We start from the raw sequence: 22,895 nt of genomic DNA on the forward strand, positions 1-22,895 counted from the left end.
GTTTACCCGTATCTTATTATGGATTTTTATCGTTAATAGATTGAAAATGAGGATAAAGGAGAGTGGCCAATCTATGGAAAAAATCGTCGCATTTGTATCAAGCATTTTTATCCCTGTAACAGACATTACACGTTCTGCGGAGTGGTACGTTCGAATGTTCGATCTGGAACCAATTGAAAGGACCGATTATCGAGTTGCACTCGCGTTCCCTAACAGTCAAACATTGGTTTTATTATGGAAAGTCGAAAAACCGCAGCCTGTCCAGTTCGATTCGGGTAAAGATAGGATGCCTTATTACAATTTTACTTCGTACGATATTAACCATTCGTATAGTCAGCTTAAGGCTAAGGGTGCGAAGTTAAGCGAAATTCACGAAGAGGATGGATATCGATTTTTCGAAGCCTTTGATCCTGATAGCAATCCATTAAGTGTCGTGGAAGAGACGGGGCATACGCCGTATTTCACTCACAAGGATAATATAAGGAAACAACGATAGTGCCACAGGGGAACAATTCGGACGCAGGATATGAGGCGTTCTCGATAATGACGCTTCCGCTACAAAACGATCTGAGAAGGTATTGTCTGGCAAAAGCCGGCTCGGCTTGGGACGCAGATGATTTGCTGCAAGAATCACTTTTTAAGGCCTATCGCTGGCATACTCGTTTTCCGGATAGAGAAATGACGAAGCCGTTTTTGTTTCGAATTGCCTCAAACGCATGGATAGATATATGCCGCAGCCGTAAATTGCAGCCGCAAGTCGGACAGCTCGACGAACAACAGATCGCTTCCTATGATGAATGGAGTAAGTGGGATGTGCGTGAGGCGCTCGAACTATTGGCTGATCGGCTTGAACCGAGGCAGGTTGTTCTGGTATTGCTGATCGATGTCTTTCACTTTACCGCGAAGGAAACGGGAAAGCTGTTCGGACAATCCGAGGGCTCGGTGAAGGCGGCTCTGAAGCGGGCGAGGACGAGGCTGAAGACGGCCGTCGAACGCCATCCTGAATGTTGGGATGATTCTGTGTCTATGGCTCCGCGCCGCGGACTTAGCATCGAGGTATTCGAAGCGCTTGTTGACGGTTTTCGCCGTGCGGACCCCTATGCAATACTCCGTTCATATAGGGCGATGATAGACGATGGCGCCACGGTGGATCGGATCGAATTACGCGGCAATACGCTTTATTTTACAATCATCGATCCCGACGGCAATCTATTGACGATAACAGAGAAGTTGAAATGGCAAGACGGATAGTATCTTTCGAAACTCGAGGAGTGATTGCGGTTGTTGGAAATCTTGCAGCAACAATACAGCTGGATCAGATTGGCAAGACAAAACATGTTTGTATTCTTGGAGGAACTTCCTCCTCAAATATTACACCAAACAGTTTCCGAATTTGGACGTGGAACAATCATACGAACCCATATTCATGTCGTTGACTGTTACAGGTTCTGGTTGGAATCTTTTGCGTTTAAGAAGATCAACGAGCATAGGGATATTTCCGTACACGAAATTGAACGTGCAGATGTAAAGAACGTCCGCGAAAGATTTGCGGAAGTAGATGAACTCGTACAACGGTTCTTGTACGAATATTGCGATCGTTGGTCTGAACCTATCGAACAAGATGAGAGCTGGCAGGGTTACCCGAAGACAGCAACTCCTTTGCTGCTATTAACACATGTGGAGACGCATGAATTTCATCACAAGGGTCAAATCGTATCGATGGCTAGACATCTGGGCCACCCGCCTCCAGCCGATGATCGTTTAGGCGGACTTTTTTAACTAACGGCTACCGAGGTCAATCCTACAGCTCTGGAGCGCTTGTTCTTTCGTGTTCTTGCTGTCTCATTCCGAATTCGTATGAGCGCCTAATGTTCTGTGCTACATTAGGATCATATTAAGCCTCGGAAGGGAGTTCATAACACATGACCATACATCTGGAAATCGAACCTAAAATCTTGTATTTCGGCTCGCCTGTCGTGCTGATTAGCACAATGAATGCAGACGGAACACCCAATTTGGCGCCGATGTCGTCAGCGTGGTGGCTGAATCGATCTTGTATGCTCGGATTAAGTAGTAGATCTCAGACCGCTCTGAATTTGATTAGAGAGGGAGAATGCGTGCTGAACATGCCGTCTATCGACCTGATTCCTGCTATTGAAAGTCTCACCTTGGTAACCGGACGAAACCCGGTTCCGGAATCCAAGGCAGCTAGGGGTTATCAATTCGAGCCGGACAAATTCGGTAAGTCGAAGCTCACTCCCTTACCATCTCAAGATGTCAAGGCACCTCGCGTACAACAATGTCCTGTTCATTTAGAGGCAAAGCTTATAAAGGTACATCCGTTCGAAGAACCGAGTTCACTGGTTGCATTAGAGGTCCACATCGAGAAAATTCACGTAAATCAAAATCTGACGATGAAAGACCATCCCAATTACATTGATCCGTCCAAATGGAATCCAATGATTATGAACTTCTGTGAATATTTCGGCCTAAGTGAACAGCTTTCTAATTCCCGATTGGCCCCAGTATTTGGGCCAGGTGCTACGAAATAGAGGGCGTTACAGAGCACGGCGAGAGGAATGCCGTTGCTCTGTGTTTTTTATAGCCTCTCCTATCACTAGTAAATTGCTCACTTCACTCTGAAAGTGCGAGGTCCCCACTTCTTAACAAGAGTAAGCGCCGTGACGAAGTAAACGATTGTTATGGAAACTATGGCTATCGCGAGTCCCATTGCATCAGCTTCCAAGATGAGGGCCAATACGAAAGCGATGGAAACGACAAAGTTTACGACAAAGAAGAATGGATTTTTCATATTTAGCTCGGTCGAATAAGGCTGAAGAATGTAATACAGGAATAGATGGTGGATGGAGAAAAACACAGACAGAGCAATTAAAGAGACTAATGTCAGAAGCAATTCTTCCGATGATATTCCCCCGGCAGTCAGTGCAAATCCGGTCAATGCGGCTCCAAGTAAGGCGGCAAGCGCTAAGTTATACCCGCAGATGCGGTACAGCCGCTCTCGGAAATGCTGTTCGGCGGCATTTCGATAGAAGCTGTAGCGCATCAGGCTGAGATCACAGTTATAGAAAATAGCCTTGCACGCTTTTTCTCCAACGGACAGAAAGTTCATGATCCAGATCAACCAAGGAAGTCCCGTGCTCCATTTTGCAGCCAGGGAGGAGGCCTTTTCCGGATCGAAGAGAGCAAATGCTATGCCGATTACCCCAATAGCACCAATAATCGCCATTCTGTTCCACAGAGGTCGTAACAGGAGACTGCGATGCCTTGCGAAAAACAACGCATTCAGATACGCATAACCTTCCCGGTTGTTATATTGTGCCGTTTGCCCTGCTATAGAGGTATAGTCGACGTCCTTTGACTTCACTTGCTTTTTATTTGCTTCCACGAACATACGGCTAAGATCGAGCAGCGGATCATCCCTTTTTGTCGCAGCATCAACTGCCGTTCGATAGTCAGAATATCGTTTTAACTGCAACGCAGCTATTGCGCCAAGCACCACAATGACCAACGTAACGGGCCACAGGAGCAGCAGCTCGCCGCTTGTTGGCGTCCAATTTAGCAAAAGAGGCACATAAGCAGCACCATAGCCAAGTCCTATCGCAAGCCACACTGCCACGTTATTTTTGATGAGCACGATTCCCTTTTTCTGAAACAGTTTGAGATGTAGATATTCGCACAATACCCGCCAAAGCGTGACCGACAAGGCCAGCGCCATCCCTTTAAGAATCGGGACATCCAGCAAGGAGGTGAAGATCAGCATAGCCGGGATATAGTAGATAAAGTAAGAGCAATAACGATAGCCCAGCGACGCATGCATATAGGCGGCAGGCTTCATCCGCATGAGCTTTACGGCAATGTACTTCTCTCGTTTCGTCTCGAGCACCATGACGCTGGCGACACCCGCCACCCCAAAGCTAATCAGCAAGAAGATATGCAAAAATAGTGAAAGCTGATCCTCCTTTGACAGGGTCCCGTTCATGGTGACAGCCGGCATGTAAACTAGTAGCCCTAGAAAAGCCAGCTTGGAAACGAAGCCCCAAATGACGTGAAGAAGGAATGCGATGACAGCAATCGCCTTTTTCCCACCCAAATTGGCATACTGCGTATCCTTAATTGCTTTGCCGACCAGAGGCAGCTTCTGAGCATAAAAAATCAGACGATTGACGGTTGAGGAAGTCCGAATGGAAAACAGCGTGCTAAATGTTGTCAGCATGACTGTCATCCTTTAACAATGAAATTATGTTTTGCTCGAACTCCGCGCTATGCAGCAAATCGGCCGGCACGGCGGACAACTGACCGTTGTTCAGTACGACAATCTCATCACATAAATCGGCGGCTAACTGCAAAATGTGGGTAGAGAAAATGAGGATATGATCGTGTTTCATTTCGCGCAGCATATTTTTCATCTCATGTGCTACGATCACATCGAAGGAGGTCAGCGGTTCGTCAAGCAGAATGACCGGCGGTTTTGAAATGAGAAAAAGCAGCATCTGAATTTTGTTTTTCATGCCATGGGAATAGTTTTTAATAAGCCGGTGACGATCTTCCTGCGACATGCTCATCTTATCGAAGTAAGCGTCAATATTGGAGTCCGAACGCTTGTCGCGGTTAATATCAAGGTAGAACTTGATGAATTCATAACCCGTCAGAAATTCGGGCAGGATCGGCAGCGAATACACGTAACCAATATCCTCCTCGACCAGTTTCCGCTCGTCTTCCTCATCCTTCAACCACGCATGTCCGCTATCGATCTTGGTTTCACCACTTAAGCAATTAAACAATGTTGTTTTCCCTACGCCGTTTCGACCCAGCAGTCCGTATATTTTACCTTTCTGAAAATGGAACCCTGCGCCCTGGAGCACTTTCTTATCCCCAAAGCTTTTTGTCATTCCTTGTAGGATCAATTCCATGCCTGTGAACCTCATTTCTTTCATACTTAGAATATGGTTACTCGTCTATTACGCAATTGTGATTAGACCGTTGCGGAGATTCCTAATTGATTCTGATATAGCCTGAAAGCCGCCGAATCCTCGCGGATTCGGCGGCTTTCTACTGCTCATAAGCGGTTTATTCAGTTTGAGACATTCTTAAAAATAATTACCGTTTTTTTGCTGGCCAGGTACTCAACAGAGGCGTTCAACTGCTCCGACACAAAGCGTACCGGCACAAACGAAGTGTTGTTTTTTTGCAATAGGGGAGCATCGTACGTGATGGATTGCTGGTTCACTTGAACTTTTTTGCTGCCTAAGCCCCATCGAATGGTAATTCCGTCTTTTTTGATCGTAACCATTTTCGTGCTCTGATTCCAACTTACTGTTGCCCCAAGTTTTTCGGATATGAAACGGATCGGTACATAGGTTCGATTGTTTTGAATAAATGGAGCAGACATTATGGTGTAAGGCTTATCGCCTAAGTAGGCCGTTTTGCTCCCGATAACCAATCGCTGTGCCAGGCTCTGCGATCCGGCGTAATCTGCGTCAAGTTTGTCAAAGATCTGGCTTGTTGGAGTTTTCGGGGATAAATCCAGATAGTTGCCGTCAAGCTTCAACTGAGAACCGTATTCCATTAAGTTTTCAAATTTATGATTTTGAATCGGTGATAAATCCCATACCCGATTGTTGCTTAAGTAAAGGGTGCTTAAGGATTTTAAATTCCTTAATGGTTCCAAATTCCAGACACAATTATTGTCCAGATAGAGTGTACTAAGATTGGTCAAATTTCTTAAAGGGTCCAGATCTTTAATCTTATTGGATGATAAATACAATAAACCCAAGCTCTTTAATGAAGCCAGTGGAGTAAGGCTTTCGATATTATTGTTCATGGCAGAGAGACTCATAAGATGATTGAGTGTTGTCAGAGGACTAAGATTCGAAACCTGATTACCGTCAATTGCCAGGTGGGTTAGTCCTTTGGCAAGCGACTTAAGAGGAGTTAAATCTTTGACTTTGGTATTAGAGATCTCCAAATAAGTCAGTTTAGTCAACTTGCTTACCGGTGCAATATTCTCTATCGCATTTCCATTTACAATTAAAGATGCTAGATTCTCAGCCCCGGAAAGCGCCTCTATATTCGAAATTTTATTATTTTCGGCATTTAGATCAATCATGTTGGGTAATTGTTTCATGACATCCAATGATGAAACTTGGTTGTAGCTAATATCTACAAATCGCAAATCCTTCAACGACGATAGAGCCTCAATAGAGGAGATTTGATTGACGTGAAGCATGAGTGTGCGAACCTTGGTAAGAGACTTTAACGGTGTTAGATCTGTAATGTCATTATAGCTCATATGAATCTCTGTTAAATTAACAGCATACTCTAGTCCTCGCAGGTCCTTAATGTTCTTGTGGTTTGCAGTTAAAACGGTAAGGGATTGCATATCCGCTTGAGTAAGCGGTTCGTCGTTTGTTTTACCCAAAGACAATCTAATGGCTTTTTCGAGATTGGCGTCATAAAAGGTTGGCTCCTCGCTGGATGGCTCCATGTACGCTAGTCCCGGATAACTCAAACAAAGGGTCGTAATTAAAAACAGTACAGCGATAACTCTATTCATTTATCGATCTCCCGCATATTTTATTTGCTATAACAATATAGAGATATTAAATAGCAGTGTTCATAGGATATCGTATTTAGCCACTCCTCGCTACATTTGCAAGCGCAAGGCAGAAATTAGTAGATATAGGCATTGAAAAACTATAAGAACAGATTATGATGGAGAGGTAGCTAGAATCAGGGAGGGGTCAAGGGAATGAGTCAATATGATGCAGATTCTCTGTTGAAAGCGATTACGGATAGAATGATTCCTAAGGATGATTGGCAGTCAGCGAGTGAAGCTGGCGTTTTAACCTATTTGGAGCAATATGCCGCGACAGGTGCAGCAGATTGGACGAAGGTTATTGAACCGGGACTCCGCTCCATGGAGGAGGAAGCATTAAAGCTTCATGGAACGCCATTTTCAAATTTATCGGCTAATGAGCAAGATGAACTGTTAAAGAAGGCGGAGCTTGATGCTTTTCAGGACTGGCCTGTTTCGTCAAAGCTATTTTTTGATACGTTATTGAATCTATCCGCAGAAGGTTACTATGGAACTCCGGAAGCGGGAGGTAATATAAATGGTCAGTCATGGGATATGATAGGTTTTCGTCCAGGCCCCGTGGAAGGAGCGGCTGCGCCAGCTCCTGAAGCTGAGTTGCCGCAAAAATCACTTGAACAGCTGCGGGATCGGTATGATGCTGTTGTGATTGGATCCGGAGCAGGGGGATCGGTAGCTGCGGCTGTCCTTGCCGAAGCGGGAATGCAGGTGCTTGTCGTCGAGCGCGGCAGCTGGCTGCAATACGATCAGGTTGGCAGGGATCACCTGCGGAATCACCGGATTAGCAAATATGGGCATAACACAGGACCGGATGTGGAAGGGAACCCTCGCACGATTGCACTCGCGAATGGCAGCGAGCGAATGACGCTGCCTATTGATGGTGATTACCACAATAATGCGATGACGGTTGGGGGAGGTACACGGGTTTATGGGGCGCAGGCGTGGCGGTTTCATTCGGATGATTTCCGTATGGCAAGCCGTTACGGAGTGCCAGAAGGGAGCTCATTAAGCGATTGGCCGATCCATTATGAAGATCTTGAACCTTATTACGAGCGTGCGGAATGGGAGGTTGGCGTATCCGGTGATGGGAATGCCCATCCTGGGAGAGGCAAACGTCACAATGCTTATCCCATGCCGGCTATGCCTCTGACGCTGGAAGCCGAGCGGTTAGCCCGCGCTGCCCAAAAGCTGGGATGGCACTACGGGGCGGTACCGCTTCTTATTAACTCCGTTGAAAGGGATGGCAGGCAGGCTTGCGGCAGATGTGGTCAATGCGTTGGATTTGCTTGTCCGACGAACAGCAAGAACGGCGGGCACAACACCATGCTGGTAAGAGCATTAGCTACAGGCAGTTGCGATCTGATCTGCGATACGATGGTCGAGCATATCGACACCGAAGGAGGAAGGCATGCGACCGGTGTTCGCCTTGTGCAGCAATCGAATGGTTCGACCCATCGGCGGCAAATACGGGCAGGGCATATTGTCGTTGCTGCGGGAGCGATAGAAAGTGCGCGGCTCCTTCTGAATTCCACAAGCGATGCGGAGCCAGACGGAATCGGCAATCGGAACGGCCAAGTTGGCAGGAACCTGCAAGGTCATGTTTATTCCGGCGCTTATGGGATTTTTGACGAGATCGTTCAAGACGGCCTTGGTCCAGGGGTCAGCATAGCGAGTTTCAGCTCTGAACATAGCAATAAGGGGATTATTGGCGGGGGACTGCTGGCAAACGAGTTTACCCGGCTGCCTCTTATTCACTGGTATCGGGCACTTTCGCCGAATGCGGCAAGATGGGGAATCAAAGGCAAGGAGACAATGCGCGATACTTTCTTGCGCACGAGTCAAATTCAAGGCCCGATTCAAGAGATTCCAAACGCCGATTCCAGGGTGCTGCTGTCGAAGTCGGTTAAGGACCGTTTTGGCATACCGGTTGCAGCGCTTTCTGGCAGCGTTCATCCCGAGTCCCTTCGAGCGTCGGCAGTAAATGGAGAGCAGGCTGAGAAGTGGCTTTGGGCTGCCGGAGCGCGTGAAGTGTGGCAAACCAAGCCCGGTGGAGGGTTAAGTGGAGGACAACATCAGGCAGGTACACTTCGTATGGGGAATGATCCTGCGACATCCGTTACTGATCCATCTGGCCGCGTGCACGGCTATGACAATCTGTGGGTGAGTGATGGCTCCGTTCACGTAACAAACGGCGGCGTTAACCCGGTGCTGACGATTATGGCCTTGGCTTTCCGTACTGCGGAAAACCTGGTGAAACTGGGCTAGCCAATCTATTTAAAAAGCTATTGTGCTAGTAAAAACGGACCTACATAGGAGGATCGAGCATGGCATTTAAGCTATGGACTCGTTTAACGGCGTTATCTTTACTCTTCTTACTTGTGTTAGGTTCTTCGCCACTCGTGTTACAGAAGGCGAACGGAGCGGAGAAACGGGAAGTTGGCATGTCGGCAGGGGATTCCTTTGCCATTGTTTTGCAGAGTGACGGTACTGTATGGGGATGGGGAAGTAATGCTGCGGGTCAATTAGCAACGGGTCAAATCTCCAAGAAGGCATCGGCGCTGCCAATCCAAATTAAAGGGATTAAGAGCATTAACAAAATTGTCGCCGGCGGATCACATGCCTTTGCAATGGCGAATGGCAAGGTCTGGGGATGGGGGCTCAACCACTCAGGACAAGTAGGCATTGACTCCAGAGCGGAATACATTATGCAGCCGACTTTAATCCCGCAATTGAAAGACGTCGTTTCTATTAGCGGAGGTAATTCTTATAATCTGGCCTTAACGAAAAAAGGCGCTGTACTCGCTTGGGGAGATAATACATCGGGTCAGCTTGGCACAGGGAATAATAAACTTAGCCGGGAGCCGGTAGAAGTGCCGGGATTAACACATGTTATCTCGATTTATGCCGGGAATAAGACCTCCTATGCGATCCGTGATGACGGTACATTGTGGGCATGGGGAGATAATTCAGGCTATCAATTAGCGGACGGAACAAAGACTAACCGGAATAAGCCTCTGCAGGTGAAAAATATTTCCTCCGTGCAGCAAGTAGCCAGCGGTTCATCTCCGCATACGGTCGTGCTGAAAAAGGATGGAACGGTTTGGACTTGGGGAGTAAATGGCAGCGGACAGCTTGGTAATGGCGGCGTCTCCGCTGTGCAGGTTCAGAAAAGCCCTGCCAGAGTTCAAGGGATCAGCGGTGTTGTTAAGGTTGCAGCCAGCAAGGGCAATACGCTTGCACTGACCAAGAACGGCGCGGTGTATATCTGGGGCGGCAACGAGATTGGACAGAGTGGTGGCGGGAAGAGCAGTCGAACAACACCATTTCATTTTCCCGGGTTAACCGGCGTTGTTGATGTAGCAGCTTCCTCTTCGAGAAGCTTCTACGCTTTAGATACGAATGGTTACGTATGGGCATGGGGAGATAACGTGAATGGGATGATTGGAAATGGTATGGAGACGATCATCGACCCTAAGAATCCGGCAAAAATCGTTACTAATCATAATCAGACGTCAGCTTATAGAGTAATGAAATTATAACAACAGTTTAGTGCAAAAAGGGAGAGTCACCTATCTGGTGGCTCTCCCTTTAATCTATGAGCAGTCGGATCTCAAGCAAATCATAAGTTCCATCCGCTTGTTGGACGTAATGGACGGTGTACTTTCGGTTGATCGTAACCGTTCTCCAGAGTGTTTCTTTCACATTAAGTTTAACGGTGCTTTTGAACTTCTTTTTATCCGGATATACAGCCAGAATCCAATAGTGCCCGTCATCCGTTGTTCCCTTATCAGTAACTACAACATTAGAGACAATCGCTCTTGCTTCTGCGGGATGATCTTCATGCTGGGAACAAGCAGCAAGCAGCAGACTAGCAACAAATAGAAGGATAAAAGTGCACCATAGGTTTCTTTTCCAAATCAATAATCGCACCTCCTGTCGATCTTTATACATTGCAGATACTTATTGGCGTCAGTGGATAGTCAGTGAAACATCAGTCGACAGTCTTCGAGCTAAAGGTATAATTAATAAATGAGGTATTTCTACAAATGGTGGTGATAGTATTTTATATTTGATTGCTTTTCTGCTGTCTTTTGTGACGGTTCTCGTGTTAATTCCTCCATTCAGCAAGCTTGCGTTTAAAATCGATTTTGTGGACAAGCCTAGAAAAAATGTTGAGCGTAAACTGCACCGAAAGCCTATTCCACTTACGGCTGGTTATGCTATTTTTATTGGCTTTTTTGTTGCTTACTTAGTTGTCGTTCGGGATTTCTCTATGGAAACAGGGGCTATTTTTCTAGGTGGGCTATTGTTGCTGGCGATAGGTACACTAGATGATTGGTATAAGACAAAAGGGAAGGACTTCCCTGCTCTGCCCAAACTGATTGTTCAGCTCTCCGCTGCTATATTAGTCTATGCCGCAGGTGTTGTGTTTACCGGCTTCGTTAATCCGTTTTCTGGTGAATATATTGAGCTTCCTGTCTTTTTGCAGTTTATTTTAACCACGCTGTGGATATTTGGGGTTACGACCGTCATCAACTTCTCGGATGGATTGGATGGACTAGCGGGCGGGTTGTCTGCTATATCTGCGATGACCTTGTTTATTGTGGCGTTAACGATGGGGCAGTCGAACTCTGCTAGTATGGCAATTATTTTAGTAGGTATAACATTAGCGTATTTAAGATTCAACAAACCTCCGGCTAAAATATTTATGGGCGACGCGGGAGCTACTTTCCTCGGATTCATGCTCGCTGTGATTTCATTAGATGGGGCTTTCAAGCAAGCAACGGCTCTCTCTATCTTCATTCCGATCCTTGCATTAGGCGTACCGATATTCGATAACCTGTATGTGATGATCAAACGATTTCTGCAAGGAAAAGCGATCTACCAGGCAGATGCTAGTCAGGCTCATTATCGTTTGCTGAGGGCGGGACTTAATCATAAGCAGGCTCTAATGGTACTGTGCTTAATGGGCACATGCATGGGCTTGTCCTCTATTATACTTATGCTGGTACAGGTGTAAGAGGTAGTCAGTAGGGGCGAAAGCACGAAAAACAGAGTACGGCGAGAAAAGACGCTGTACTCTGTTTTTTTGTTTTTTTAATATAGTTAATTCAACTGGGCTTTGGAAGACAAAAACGTCGGGCATTCCTCGATGTTTATATTGTTAAATTCCGATAGGGATGATAGTATATAGAAAAATATGTAAGGGAGTGGATGGAATGAGTAAGCCGTTTTTAGTTATTGTTGGAGCAGGACAGGGAGTGAGTGCCGCCGTCGCGCGTAAATTTGGATCCGAAGGGTTCCGGGTTGCACTTATCGCACGTAATCAAGGTTCTTTGGATACGTTAGTGGATAATCTTAAGGATGAGGCTGTCGAGGCGTTTGCTATAACTGCGGATGCAACGAACACAGAGTCGGTCGAAAATGCATTTCAGGTTATTAGAGAACAGTTCGGCACGCCGGATGTATTGCTCTACAATGCGGCTGTCATTTCACAATCCACGGTTTCTAACTTAAACGAACAGCAATTAATTGATGAATTTAAAGTAAATGTCGTTGGCGCGTTGACGAGCGTTAAGCAGGTAGTACCGGCATTTGTGGAACGCAGAGAAGGGACGATTCTTATTACAGGTGGTGGAATTGCGATCACTCCGAATCCTGAATATGCTTCGTTATCGATCGGTAAAGCTGGGGTCCGCTCGCTCACTTATTCTTTAGCTCAGGAGCTGAAGGCTCACAATGTCTACGTTGGTACAGTCTCAATTGGCGGGTATGTAGCTAAAGGCACGTTTTATGATCCGGATCAAATTGCCGAGAAGTACTGGGAGCTGTATCAAGAGCGCAACGAAGTGGAGTATGTGTATGCCCAGTCTTAAAGTACTGAGTAAGGGCCCAGATTTGATTTATATCTAACTTTAAGGGTACATCGCTGCATATGCGATGTACCCTTTCTGCAGTCATCAGTCTTATTCCACCTCGAATGTAACGACTAGCTCTGTGTTGAAATTCGCTAGATCAACACCCTTAGACGCGGTGTAGGGGTTAAAGTTACATGACTTTCCCCCGCCATAAGTTTTGCTGAAAATTATATCACATGACAAACAATGAGATGTCACATGAGAAGGTTACATACCTAGAAAATATTTGATACAAAACGTATCAAATAACAGTCATTATCCTGTATAATGCAAATGTATGACGGCCTATTAATCCGTTAAAAGGGGGATGAGCTTGATCGTTCTCTTCTTTGGGTTGGCAGAATAATGTAGTGTGTTTGGTTGGGTAATCATTTATGGATTATGCTTACGAAGTAAGAATCATCACAATTAACCATTGATCATGGTTAGTTGGGTGATAATTCTTTTTAGGAGGGATTTCTATTACGTTTTCATTTGGAAGCACATTCAAAAAAAGCGTCACGCTATTGCTCGTCGCCGCGATCACTTTGGTGGTGGTCGCGTTGTTTGGAGGACCATTCGCGAGCGCAGAGCCTCAGGAACACGTCTATGATGTTTATCTGAAGCTCGAAGGCTTTAGCGGAGACTCCGTTACGAAGGGTTATGAGAAGTGGATTGCACTAAATGACAACGTCAAGTTTGGGGTGGAAAACACATCCGTAGTTGCTGGTTCAGGAACCGGTATAGCCATTAGTAAACCTACCTTCAATGGAATTCAATTCACGAAGCCGACCGATTCTGCCTCTATTCAACTCATGCAGGCAGCTGCGATGTCGACGGTTATTAAGAGCGCATCGATTGTATTCGTGAAGGCAGGTGCAACAGGTACGAAGCCTTTCCTGACGGTTGACTTGACCGACGTCGTATTAAATTCTTATAGCTTTGATGGTGGCGTTGAAACGATAAAAGTCGGCTATTCATCTATTAACATGTCTTACACTGCTTTAAAAGCGGATGGTACGGCCGGTGCGACGATTAAGGGCGGCTTTGACCTCAAGAAGTTAATTAAAATTTAAGCTGCACGTTCAATATAAGATACAGTGAATATCCATAAGCAGGGCTGTAATTGGTAGCAACATGCTGCCAGTTACAGCCCTATTTAGTGTTCTTTTTGGCCAATCATCAAAATAATATAATGAATATATTTTATTTTGACATATTAGTTCTTCGCATAATATATTGGATGAAGATGGAATTGATATAAAGCTGACTAAATAATAGGGAGTGATATGAATGGATATTTCAAAGCTTCAGCCCGAGTGGAAAGTAGAGAAGATTGAGGTTGCGACTCTTACAGGTGAGCGTGCGAGAAGCGCGGGTTCGAACGGCAGGCTTGGAGATCACGGTAAAAATTGTTCCGTTCGTATCGCGCGAATTACAATTGATGGTGAGACGGGCTTTGGTCACACAGGATCATTGTCGGAGGAATTGGCGGAGGCCGTTGTTGGCATGAGGCTGATCGATCTCTTCGACGAGAACAGCAAAGTGCTTGAGCCGTATCGTATTCCGCTTGAATATCCGATTCTGGATTGGCTGGGGCGCAGACAGAATACTCCTGTATACGAATTAATAACCGCTGTCAATCGCGAGCCGGGTTCGCCGCTTGTTGTCCCTTGTTATGATACTTCGCTGTATTTCGATGATCTTCACCTGCAGAATGAGCAGGATGCAGTGGCGCTGCTCAAAGAGGAAGCGGAGCAGGGCTTCGCCAAAGGTCATCGGAATTTCAAAATTAAAGTCGGCCGCGGAGGCAGGCACATGCCGCTGTGGGAAGGGACGAAGCGGGATATCGCGATCATTCATGGTGTCGCCGAAGTTGCCGGACCAGCGGGGAAGATTATGATTGATGCCAACAATGCTTATAACTTGAATTTGACGAAAGAAGTGCTGGCAGCCGTCCAAGATGTGAATCTTCATTGGATCGAAGAGGCATTTCACGAAGATGATGCCTTGTATGCGGATTTGAAAGCGTGGCTTCGTGAACGTGGACAAAATGTACTCATTGCCGATGGAGAGGGGCTTGCATCTCCACATCTCGTCCATTGGGCGAAAAAAGGTCTTGTTGACGTACTGCAATATGACATTATTTATCCGGGCTTTACGCATTGGCTGGAGCTTGGCGCGGATTTGGACCAAGCGGGACTGCGTTCTGCACCTCACTGTTACGGTAATGCCTACGGCATCTTCGCACTTAGCCATATCGCTGCTGCGATTCATAATTTCGAGTTCGTCGAATACGATGATATCGCAATCGAAGGCATGGATACATCGGCTTATCGGGTGGAGAATGGCCAGTTCTACGTTCCTAATAAGGCTGGTTTTGGTCTCGATTTTGATGAGGAGCTATTTGGAAGTCGAGTTCTGGCAAATGGCTGGAGCCGTTAACGGACTTAATGGTATGATAGTGAGCAACACTATGAAATAGGTAGGTATTTATGAAATTAGAGCGCTTGATCTCCATCATCTACAAGCTGCTTAATAACGATGTGCTGCCGGCATCCACCCTGGCAGAAGAGTTCCAAGTTTCTCAGAGAACGATCTATCGGGATATCGATGTGATCTGTGCGGCGGGATTTCCGGTTGTGTCGTATCAGGGGAACAAGGGCGGCTTTGGCATGATGGACGGATTCAAAATGGATAGAAGTCTGCTTGGCTCGTATGACGTCGATTCTTTGATCACCGTACTGAAGGGTCTTTCCACCGTCTTTGAGGACGAGCGTGCGCAGGGGACGATCGAGAGACTGCAAACGGTCGGAACGGAACAGCAGACTTCCAGCTTAGCGGTAGATTTTGAAACCCGCCGGATAGATCCCGAAGTTCTTCCGCTAATACGCACAGCCATTTCGGCAAGAACTATTATCCGGTTTGATTACATTAGTGGGAAGAATGAGCGGACAAACCGTGAGATGGAACCAATCAGGCTGCATTTCAAGTATGGCAACTGGTATATGTATGGTTATTGCCGAACGCGCTGTGATTATCGGGAGTTTCGGCTTTCCCGGATGGTGGAGTTATCCCTGACAGAGCATACCTTTCAGCCGCACCAGGAGGTGCCTGAGGAGGCTGGTCCATTTGTGGGGGAGCAGATTCATGTAGAAGATGTGGTAATCCGGGTCGGGCAAGAGGCTTTAGCGGAAGCGATGGATCAGTTCGGTCATGTGGAAAAATCCTTTCATACGGACGGCAGCATGATGATGCGAATCCCGGTGTATAAGCCTCTGGAAGCCTGCTGGCTATGGGCCATTCTGCTAAGTTTCGGCAGCGGCGCCGAAGTGCTCGAGCCTAGTGGACTAAGAGATATCTTAAAACAAGAGCTCCAGAAAGCCCTCCAACTTTATGAGTAGTATGACACACTGTTGTCATACTACTTTTTTTATAATGACAACATGACCAGTCAAAAAGGAGACGATATACATGATGAATTATCCATCAGAAATGTTTAACTACCACACTTGGGCAAGCCAGACGATCCTTAGAAGAATCAAGGAGCTGCCAACCGCTGTACTGCATCAGGAAGTGAATAGCTCTTTCCCAACGATTGCCCATGCACTTAATCATATTTATGCCGTTGATAAAATGTGGTATATGGTGTTAACGGGCACCGATATGGGAGAAGCGCTGCAAGAGTGCATGCCGTTAAATGGGCGTATCCTTCAGACGGTTGATGAGTACGTCAAACTTTTCACCGAGCTATCTGAACAGTTCAGAAAATGGATCGGTAGTGAGTCCGATTTGGACCGAACCATTACGCTTAACAATCCATATGCCGGAATACGTGAAACACGCCTATCAGAGATCGTGCTTCAGGTGGCTAATCACGGAAGCTACCATAGAGGCAATATTTCTACTATGCTGCGTCAGTTGGGGCATGCTTCTACGATGAACGATTACGTATTATTCTTGTATCAGCAGCCTGCGGAACAGTCAGGGGCTTCATAGGCTAGGGTAACACGGCAACAGTGCGCGGTATATCGTGCACTGTTTTTTTTGTGATCACATGTACAACTCGGGAGCCATCTCTGTGGTCTCTACAGGGCAGATTAAATGCAATGAACATAACATAATTTGTTAATTTAATGGTATAAAATGTTGGTATTTTGATTAACGTACTGCGGACTATGACACTTTTTATCGAAAAATGCCAAAAACCACTCAATTAATAAGACGAATTTCCTCATTTTTTAATTTTAATGTCATGTATATTGACATGAAAATTGCCCCCTCCTATAATGATGATGCGAACGATGGAAATGCAATCCAATTTAATGTTCGTGATTAGAACAAAAACAAAGAAGAGTTGGGGAGTGGAGAGATGAAAAAGAAATGGTTTTATCAGATGGGGCTCGTTGCAGTGGTACTTAGCTTACTGCTTGCAGCCTGCGGCAACAATGAAGAACCAGCATCCACGACAACAGAGAGCAGCTCGGGAGCTGCAACCGGCGACACAATCAAGGTAGGGGTGCTGCATTCTTTAAGCGGAACGATGGCAATCAGTGAGGTATCCGTTCGGGATGCTGAAATGATGGCGATTGAAGAGATAAACGCAGCCGGCGGCGTGCTTGGCAAGAAGATCGAAGCAATCCAAGAGGACGGTGCGTCCGACTGGCCAACCTTTGCTGAGAAAGCACGTAAGCTGATCTCGGAAGATAAAGTCGCAACCGTGTTCGGAGGATGGACGTCTTCCAGCCGTAAAGCGATGAAACCGGTGTTTGAAGAATTGAACGGCTTACTATGGTATCCGGTTCAATATGAAGGTCTCGAAGCTTCCCCTAACATTTTCTATACAGGTGCAACAACCAACCAACAAATCGTTCCGGCGGTTGACTGGCTGCTTGAGAATCGCGGCAAAAAGTTCTATCTGCTTGGTTCGGACTACGTATTCCCTCGTACAGCAAATCTGATCATCAAAGAGCAATTGAAAGCAAAAGGCGGAGAAATGGTTGGAGAGGAATATACGCCGCTTGGCCATACCGACTACAGCACAATCATCAGTAAGATCAAAGAAGCGAAACCAGATGTTGTGTTCAACACACTAAACGGTGACAGTAACGTTGCATTCTTCAAACAGCTGCAGGATGCAGGCATTACGGCTAAAGATATGACGACATTGTCCGTGTCGGTGGCCGAAGAAGAAATTCGCGGCATCGGCGTAGACGTGCTGCAAGGACAATTAGCTGCATGGAACTACTATCAAACGACGGATACACCAGCGAACAAGACTTTCGTTGAGAACTATAAGAAGAAATACGGTGAAGACCGCGTAACGGCAGACCCAATTGAAGCAGGCTACACCGCAGTATACCTGTGGAAGGCTGCAGTAGAAAAAGCAGGCTCGACCGAAGTGGATAAAGTGAAAGAAGCGGCAAAAGGGCTTGAATGGGATGCTCCTGAAGGTAAAGTGACAATTGATGGAGAGACACAGCATATTTTCAAAACCGTGCGGATCGGCGAAGTGCAGGCGGACGGACAGTTTAAAGAGCTGTGGAACTCCGGAGATGCGGTTAAACCAGATCCATTCCTGAAAGGTTACGACTGGGCAGCAAGCATCAAACCGACGGATTAATCGGGTGAGCTTCAGCTAAGCGGCAGCGATTAAGGTGGGGAGTATTCGACAGTTTTTTGCTTCGGATACTCCTTTTCCTTTTGTGGCGGAAATCATGAAGGAGTTGAGGGTGTATGGAAGTAATTGTGTTGCAGTTGTTTAATGGGCTGAGCGTTAGTTCGATTTTGCTGCTGATTGCGCTTGGCTTAGCCATTACGTTTGGTTTGATGAAGGTGATCAATATGGCGCACGGGGAGCTTATTATGATCGGCGCTTACTCCACGTACTTGACGCAAAATATATTTAACGACTATTTGCCGAAATCGATGTTCGACTGGTATTTCGTGCTAGCGATCCCTGTTAGCTTCTTAATTGCCTTCTTGTTCGGCCTTATTCTTGAGATGAGTCTCATTCGGTTTCTATATGGCAGACCACTCGACAGCCTGCTTGCTACTTGGGGTGTTGGTCTAGTGCTGCAGCAGCTCGCGAGATCTATCTTCGGAGCACCAAACGTTGCAGTGACGAGCCCTTCCTGGCTGGATGGTGGTGTTACCTTCCTTGGATCGGTGCTTCCATACAAACGGTTATTTATTATCGGGCTGGTCGCTCTCACGCTGCTGGCGATGTACTTCTATATTTACCGCAGCCTTGAAGGGCGCAGAATGCGGGCGGTTATGCAAAATCGCGACATGGCCTCATGCCTTGGCGTATCGACTCGCCGCGTTGATGCTATGACATTTGCAATTGGCTCGGGGATTGCAGGCATTGCCGGATGTGCGCTTACGCTGCTTGGTCCAATTGGACCTTCGCTTGGCACTTATTATATTGTAGATGCCTTTATGGTTGTGGTCCTTGGCGGGGTCGGCAAGCTGGTTGGGACCGTGCTTGGTGCGCTTGGGATCGGCGTGTTTAATACGATGTTCGAATATTGGACGAATGCATCGCTTGGCAAAGTACTCGTATTCATCTGTATCGTTGCTTTCCTGCAATGGAGACCGATGGGGTTCATCGCGATGCGCTCGCGTTCGCTTGATTCATAGAGAAAGGTGGAGAATTGATGTTGACACTAAGAAAATTATCTCCCCAACGTTTATGGCTGCTCGCCGGATATGCAGCGGCTGCCGCTACGATGTTCTCAGCCCCGATGTTCTTAAACGACTTCCGGCTGAATCTGCTCGCCAAGTTTCTAGCCTTTGCGATTGTTGCGCCTGGCCTCGATCTCATCTGGGGCTACACCGGTATTCTGAGCTTAGGGCATGGTATCTTCTTTGGTCTTGGCGCCTATGCGATGGCGATGTACTTAAAGCTTGAGGCAAGCGGCGGGAAACTTCCGGATTTTATGGGCTGGAGCGGATTAAGCGAGCTGCCGTGGTTCTGGAAGCCGTTTGAGAATTTCGGATTTGCAGTGCTGATGGGGATTCTCATACCTGCTGCATTGGCGCTGTTTCTTGGATTCTTTACCTTCCGTAATCGAATTCGCGGCGTCTATTTCACGATTCTTACGCAGGCTCTTGTTATCATCACGACAACGCTGCTTGTTGGTCAGCAAGCCTATACTGGCGGGACGAACGGCGTTACGGGTTTTAGCAAAATATTAGGGGAATCCATTGCTTCGCCGGATACGAAAAGGTTGTTGTATTGGGTGACGGCGGCGGTGCTGGTGGCGGTATTTATCTTGTGTCGTTATGTCGTGAAAAGCCGGTTCGGCAAAGTGCTTCGTGCCATCCGTGACGGAGAGAACCGGGTTCGCTTCATCGGCTATAATCCAGCTGTTTATCAGATGGTTATTTTCACATTGTCGGCTGCGATTGCGGGGATTGCAGGGATGCTGTTTGTCCTCCATGTTGGTATAATTTCTCCTTCTATGATGGGGATTGTACCTTCGATTGAGATGGTGCTGTGGGTTGCTATTGGTGGCCGTGGCACATTAATTGGTGCCGCACTTGGCGCAGTGCTGATGAACTGGGCGAAAAGCGAGTTCAGCACGACCTATCCGGAAGGATGGACGTATTTCCTCGGTGGCGTGTTTATCCTTGTTGTTGTCTTTCTGCCAAACGGGCTGGCGGGCCTGGTCAGTAAGCTTAAGTTCAGCAAATCAAGAGAAGTCAGGAGTGAGGCGGAGCATGACGGAATCGAGCATCCTGCAGTGTGATGAGGTGACAGTGGCGTTTGATGGGTTCAAAGCGATTCAGGGCATGAGCCTGCATTTGCAGAAAGAAGAGCTTCGTTTTTTAATCGGACCAAATGGTGCTGGTAAAACAACGATGCTGGACGTGATCTGCGGTAAGGTAAAGCCGACGACTGGCTCGGTTACCTTCAAGCAATCCATCGATATCGCGAAGAAAAAAGAGCATCAGATCGCCGAGCTTGGCATCGGCCGCAAGTTCCAAGCGCCGTCGATTTTCCCATCAATGACGGTGTTTGAGAATTTGGAGATTGCCATGCGCCAGCGGCGCGGCGTGTTTACGGTGATGTTTGCCCGGATGAAGGCGGAGGAGCGGGAACGTATTGAACATCAGCTTGTTATGATCGGGCTGCAGGATAAGGCGGATTGGCGGGCGGGCGGCTTATCGCATGGCGAGAAGCAATGGCTCGAGATTGGCATGATGCTGCTTCAAGAACCGGAAGTCTTGCTGCTGGATGAACCTGTAGCAGGGATGACTGATAAAGAAACAGATAAAACAGGCGAGCTATTAATTGAGATAGCCCGGCATCGTTCAATCGTTGTGGTGGAGCATGATATGGAGTTTGTTCGTAATTTTGCGAGCAAGGTGACGGTCATGCATGAAGGGAAGCTGCTGAAGGAAGGGTCGATGGAAGAGGTGCAGCGGGATGACCGTGTAGCTGAAGTCTATCTAGGGAAAAGGCGGGATGCGGATGTTAGCCGTTCAACAGCTTGAAGCGGGTTATGGGGAAAGCGTCATTTTGCGTAACGTGACCCTGCGGGTAGAGCCTGGGCAGGTCGTCTGCCTGCTTGGACGTAATGGTGTCGGGAAGACGACACTGATGAAGAGTATTATGGGCTTGCTTAAAGCGCGTAAAGGAACGGTCGCATACAACGGGCGAGAGCTTACGAAGGCTGCACCGGGACGCCGCGCGAAGAGTGGAATCGGTTATGTGCCGCAGGGACGTGAAATCTTCGGACAGCTGACCGTCTATGAGAATATATTGGTCGGCCTTGAGGCTTCGCGGGACAATAAGCTCCAGTCCATTCCGGAGGAGGCAATCGCCAAGTTCCCGGTGCTGCCCACGATGTACACTCGGCGCGGAGGTGATCTAAGCGGCGGCCAGCAGCAGCAGCTGGCTTTTGCTCGAGCGCTCGCTTCAAAGCCGGACTTGTTACTGCTCGATGAACCATGCGAGGGCATCCAGCCATCTATCGTCGATGACATTCGTGATGTAATCCGATCCATTAAGGCGGATGGGAAGACATCGATTTTGCTGGTGGAGCAAAGCCTTGATTTTGTGAAGAGCGTCGGAGATTATTTCTATGTGTTAGAGAAGGGTGCTATCGCATGGGAAGGCGGCCTTGAAGCGCTGAGTGATGAGGTCATTAAGAAGTATTTGACGGTGTAACTGAAATAGGATCTCTTGGATCTGTCTAAAGACGTGAGCTACATTGGATTATCTCCAATAGAATGATACGCGGAGGATTTTATTGGATTTATTCCAATCAAGGTTCGAAGCTATCCCCAATTTAGTGTAAATATTGGATGAAATCCAATGTAAGATCCAAGGGAAATAAAAGCGGTTGTGCAATAGGCAGCGTGACGCCAGTCAAAATCGGCTGCACCGAGCTACGGAATACATTAGTGTTCATTAAAAGAGCAGTTCCTCTAATTGAAGGAACTGCTCTTTTCTTAGTCTGTTAGAACAAGCCTAACCACTTTTTGCAGGTATTTTTGCGTCCTGGATCGACTATAGGGGTTACGCCAGCTTTATCAAGCTTCTCTAATAAGGCATCTGAGCCATGCTTGAGTTTAAAGCTCATTTCACTATTATAAAGAGGCATTAAGTTGAAGAAGTGTACTTCCTTGCCAGGTAAAATCGGTAGCGTAAAGAACTCTTTAGGCGATTGGACTGTAGTGGGAAGGGTAAGCATCATACCCGACAGCTTTGTATTTTTTGCATAGGGCTCTACAGGATTGTTATTTGGAATCGTATGGCCTGCATACAGCCAAGTTTTATACTCGTGCGGAAAACGCGCAAGCGTCTTTAGGCTTCTGATGGGCCAATAATTCTCTTCGCTTTTGAAGCTCTCTTCAGATAGTTCCCAAGAAGCAGGGAGACAAATCATAAGTTCGGCATAACGGAAATCTTCTGCTCCATCAGGCACTGTCATTGATATATTACTCATTCCGCAGGTTATTAAGGTAATGTAGTTTCTCTCTTTGGTTGGAGCGACGAACAAGATATCCAGATGAATGAGATCGGAGATAACTTCATGGAAAACAGCTTGAATTGGCCCGATATGCTTCTCAACATGCTGGGAAATTAAATCAATGGAGACCTCATTAGCTTGAGCAAAAGTAAAAGAGTGGTTCGATGGTTGATGGCGATAAATGATACTTCCAGCAGGCGAGCGTTCTTCTGTTTTCATAAGGACTCCTTTGGGAGATTTAATATAATTAATTAAATAATACAATTTTGTATGTTTCTTGCATACTGCTGTGATAGTTTGCCGTTGGCAGGCTGTTACAGTCTTTTTTGGGTGTTCACGATAAATACTTGAGATATCGCAATATTTGAGAAGAATATAGTAACATTTTTGGGGAGTTTTGTT

At 46.7% G+C, this 22,895-nt stretch carries 22 protein-coding genes; 17 read left to right on the forward strand and 5 right to left on the reverse strand.

The window, feature by feature from the left end; all coding sequences use genetic code 11:
* The first annotated feature begins 73 nt into the window (after window positions 1–73).
* From FHS17_RS11285 to FHS17_RS11300, 4 genes are all read left to right on the forward strand, one after another.
* Complete coding sequence (locus FHS17_RS11285; protein WP_167278503.1) at window positions 74–496, forward strand: VOC family protein; 423 nt, start codon at window positions 74–76, stop codon at window positions 494–496.
* A gap of 47 nt (window positions 497–543) precedes the next feature.
* On the forward strand, window positions 544–1,251 hold the full coding sequence (locus FHS17_RS11290; RefSeq protein WP_167278504.1) for an RNA polymerase sigma factor: 708 nt from the start codon (window positions 544–546) through the stop codon (window positions 1,249–1,251).
* A 30-nt stretch (window positions 1,252–1,281) separates the two neighbouring features.
* Window positions 1,282–1,779, forward strand: a complete 498-nt coding sequence (locus tag FHS17_RS11295; RefSeq protein ID WP_167278505.1) for a DinB family protein — start codon at window positions 1,282–1,284, stop codon at window positions 1,777–1,779.
* A gap of 149 nt (window positions 1,780–1,928) precedes the next feature.
* Window positions 1,929–2,552 carry a flavin reductase gene (locus FHS17_RS11300; protein WP_167278917.1) on the forward strand — a complete coding sequence of 208 codons (624 nt, stop codon included), beginning with the start codon at window positions 1,929–1,931 and terminating at the stop codon, window positions 2,550–2,552.
* A 77-nt stretch (window positions 2,553–2,629) separates the two neighbouring features.
* Here the strand turns inward: FHS17_RS11300 and FHS17_RS11305 are convergent, their stop codons facing one another.
* The 3 genes from FHS17_RS11305 to FHS17_RS11315 all read right to left on the reverse strand — a co-directional run bounded on the left by FHS17_RS11305 (window position 2,630) and on the right by FHS17_RS11315 (window position 6,574).
* A complete protein-coding gene (locus FHS17_RS11305; RefSeq protein ID WP_167278506.1) occupies window positions 2,630–4,234 on the reverse strand; it encodes an ABC transporter permease in 1,605 nt (534 codons plus the stop codon).
* On the reverse strand, window positions 4,218–4,931 hold the full coding sequence (locus FHS17_RS11310; RefSeq protein ID WP_167278507.1) for an ABC transporter ATP-binding protein: 714 nt from the start codon (window positions 4,929–4,931) through the stop codon (window positions 4,218–4,220). The genes FHS17_RS11305 and FHS17_RS11310 overlap by 17 nt, the downstream gene beginning before the upstream one ends.
* A gap of 161 nt (window positions 4,932–5,092) precedes the next feature.
* Window positions 5,093–6,574 (reverse strand): leucine-rich repeat domain-containing protein, encoded by a 1,482-nt coding sequence (locus FHS17_RS11315; protein WP_167278508.1) that lies wholly within the window; start codon window positions 6,572–6,574, stop codon window positions 5,093–5,095.
* 195 nt (window positions 6,575–6,769) lie between these two features.
* On the opposite strand from FHS17_RS11315, the gene FHS17_RS11320 reads away from it, so the two are divergent.
* Window positions 6,770–8,878 (forward strand): GMC family oxidoreductase, encoded by a 2,109-nt coding sequence (locus tag FHS17_RS11320; protein ID WP_167278509.1) that lies wholly within the window; start codon window positions 6,770–6,772, stop codon window positions 8,876–8,878.
* Between the two features lie 59 nt (window positions 8,879–8,937).
* Window positions 8,938–10,152, forward strand: coding sequence for an RCC1 domain-containing protein (locus FHS17_RS11325; RefSeq protein ID WP_167278510.1), 1,215 nt, complete (start codon window positions 8,938–8,940; stop codon window positions 10,150–10,152).
* A gap of 49 nt (window positions 10,153–10,201) precedes the next feature.
* On the opposite strand, the gene FHS17_RS11330 is transcribed toward FHS17_RS11325, so the two are convergent.
* Complete coding sequence (locus FHS17_RS11330) at window positions 10,202–10,534, reverse strand: hypothetical protein (RefSeq protein WP_167278511.1); 333 nt, start codon at window positions 10,532–10,534, stop codon at window positions 10,202–10,204.
* Between the two features lie 139 nt (window positions 10,535–10,673).
* Here FHS17_RS11330 and FHS17_RS11335 point away from each other — a divergent pair, with 139 nt between their 5' ends.
* The 11 genes from FHS17_RS11335 (at window position 10,674) to urtE (ending at window position 21,688) form a co-directional block, all read left to right on the forward strand.
* On the forward strand, window positions 10,674–11,633 hold the full coding sequence (locus FHS17_RS11335; protein ID WP_341805826.1) for an MraY family glycosyltransferase: 960 nt from the start codon (window positions 10,674–10,676) through the stop codon (window positions 11,631–11,633).
* Window positions 11,634–11,832: 199 nt separating this feature from the next.
* Complete coding sequence (locus FHS17_RS11340) at window positions 11,833–12,489, forward strand: SDR family NAD(P)-dependent oxidoreductase (protein WP_167278512.1); 657 nt, start codon at window positions 11,833–11,835, stop codon at window positions 12,487–12,489.
* Window positions 12,490–13,073: 584 nt separating this feature from the next.
* Window positions 13,074–13,586, forward strand: coding sequence for an Hcp family type VI secretion system effector (locus FHS17_RS11345; protein ID WP_167278513.1), 513 nt, complete (start codon window positions 13,074–13,076; stop codon window positions 13,584–13,586).
* Window positions 13,587–13,803: 217 nt separating this feature from the next.
* Window positions 13,804–14,955, forward strand: a complete 1,152-nt coding sequence (locus FHS17_RS11350) for an enolase C-terminal domain-like protein (RefSeq protein WP_167278514.1) — start codon at window positions 13,804–13,806, stop codon at window positions 14,953–14,955.
* 50 nt (window positions 14,956–15,005) lie between these two features.
* Entirely contained in the window at window positions 15,006–15,914 is a 909-nt protein-coding gene (locus FHS17_RS11355; protein ID WP_167278515.1) for a helix-turn-helix transcriptional regulator, read from the forward strand.
* A gap of 73 nt (window positions 15,915–15,987) precedes the next feature.
* On the forward strand, window positions 15,988–16,509 hold the full coding sequence (locus FHS17_RS11360; protein ID WP_167278919.1) for a DinB family protein: 522 nt from the start codon (window positions 15,988–15,990) through the stop codon (window positions 16,507–16,509).
* A 373-nt stretch (window positions 16,510–16,882) separates the two neighbouring features.
* Window positions 16,883–18,133 (forward strand): urea ABC transporter substrate-binding protein, encoded by a 1,251-nt coding sequence (gene urtA / locus FHS17_RS11365; RefSeq protein WP_167278516.1) that lies wholly within the window; start codon window positions 16,883–16,885, stop codon window positions 18,131–18,133.
* A gap of 113 nt (window positions 18,134–18,246) precedes the next feature.
* Entirely contained in the window at window positions 18,247–19,152 is a 906-nt protein-coding gene (gene urtB, locus FHS17_RS11370) for an urea ABC transporter permease subunit UrtB (RefSeq protein WP_167278517.1), read from the forward strand.
* Between the two features lie 17 nt (window positions 19,153–19,169).
* Window positions 19,170–20,264 (forward strand): urea ABC transporter permease subunit UrtC, encoded by a 1,095-nt coding sequence (urtC, locus tag FHS17_RS11375; protein WP_167278518.1) that lies wholly within the window; start codon window positions 19,170–19,172, stop codon window positions 20,262–20,264.
* Window positions 20,236–21,012: an urea ABC transporter ATP-binding protein UrtD gene (gene urtD, locus FHS17_RS11380; RefSeq protein ID WP_167278519.1), complete on the forward strand. Its 777-nt coding sequence runs from the start codon at window positions 20,236–20,238 to the stop codon at window positions 21,010–21,012. Before urtC ends, urtD begins: the two co-directional genes overlap by 29 nt.
* Window positions 20,990–21,688 (forward strand): urea ABC transporter ATP-binding subunit UrtE, encoded by a 699-nt coding sequence (gene urtE, locus FHS17_RS11385; protein ID WP_167278520.1) that lies wholly within the window; start codon window positions 20,990–20,992, stop codon window positions 21,686–21,688. Before urtD ends, urtE begins: the two co-directional genes overlap by 23 nt.
* A gap of 292 nt (window positions 21,689–21,980) precedes the next feature.
* On the opposite strand, the gene FHS17_RS11390 is transcribed toward urtE, so the two are convergent.
* Entirely contained in the window at window positions 21,981–22,712 is a 732-nt protein-coding gene (locus FHS17_RS11390) for a suppressor of fused domain protein (protein ID WP_167278521.1), read from the reverse strand.
* Window positions 22,713–22,895: the final 183 nt, after the last annotated feature.

It is taken from the genome of Paenibacillus lupini (assembly GCF_011761355.1).
In the GTDB taxonomy this organism is placed as follows: Bacteria; Bacillota; Bacilli; order Paenibacillales; family Paenibacillaceae; genus Pristimantibacillus; species Pristimantibacillus lupini.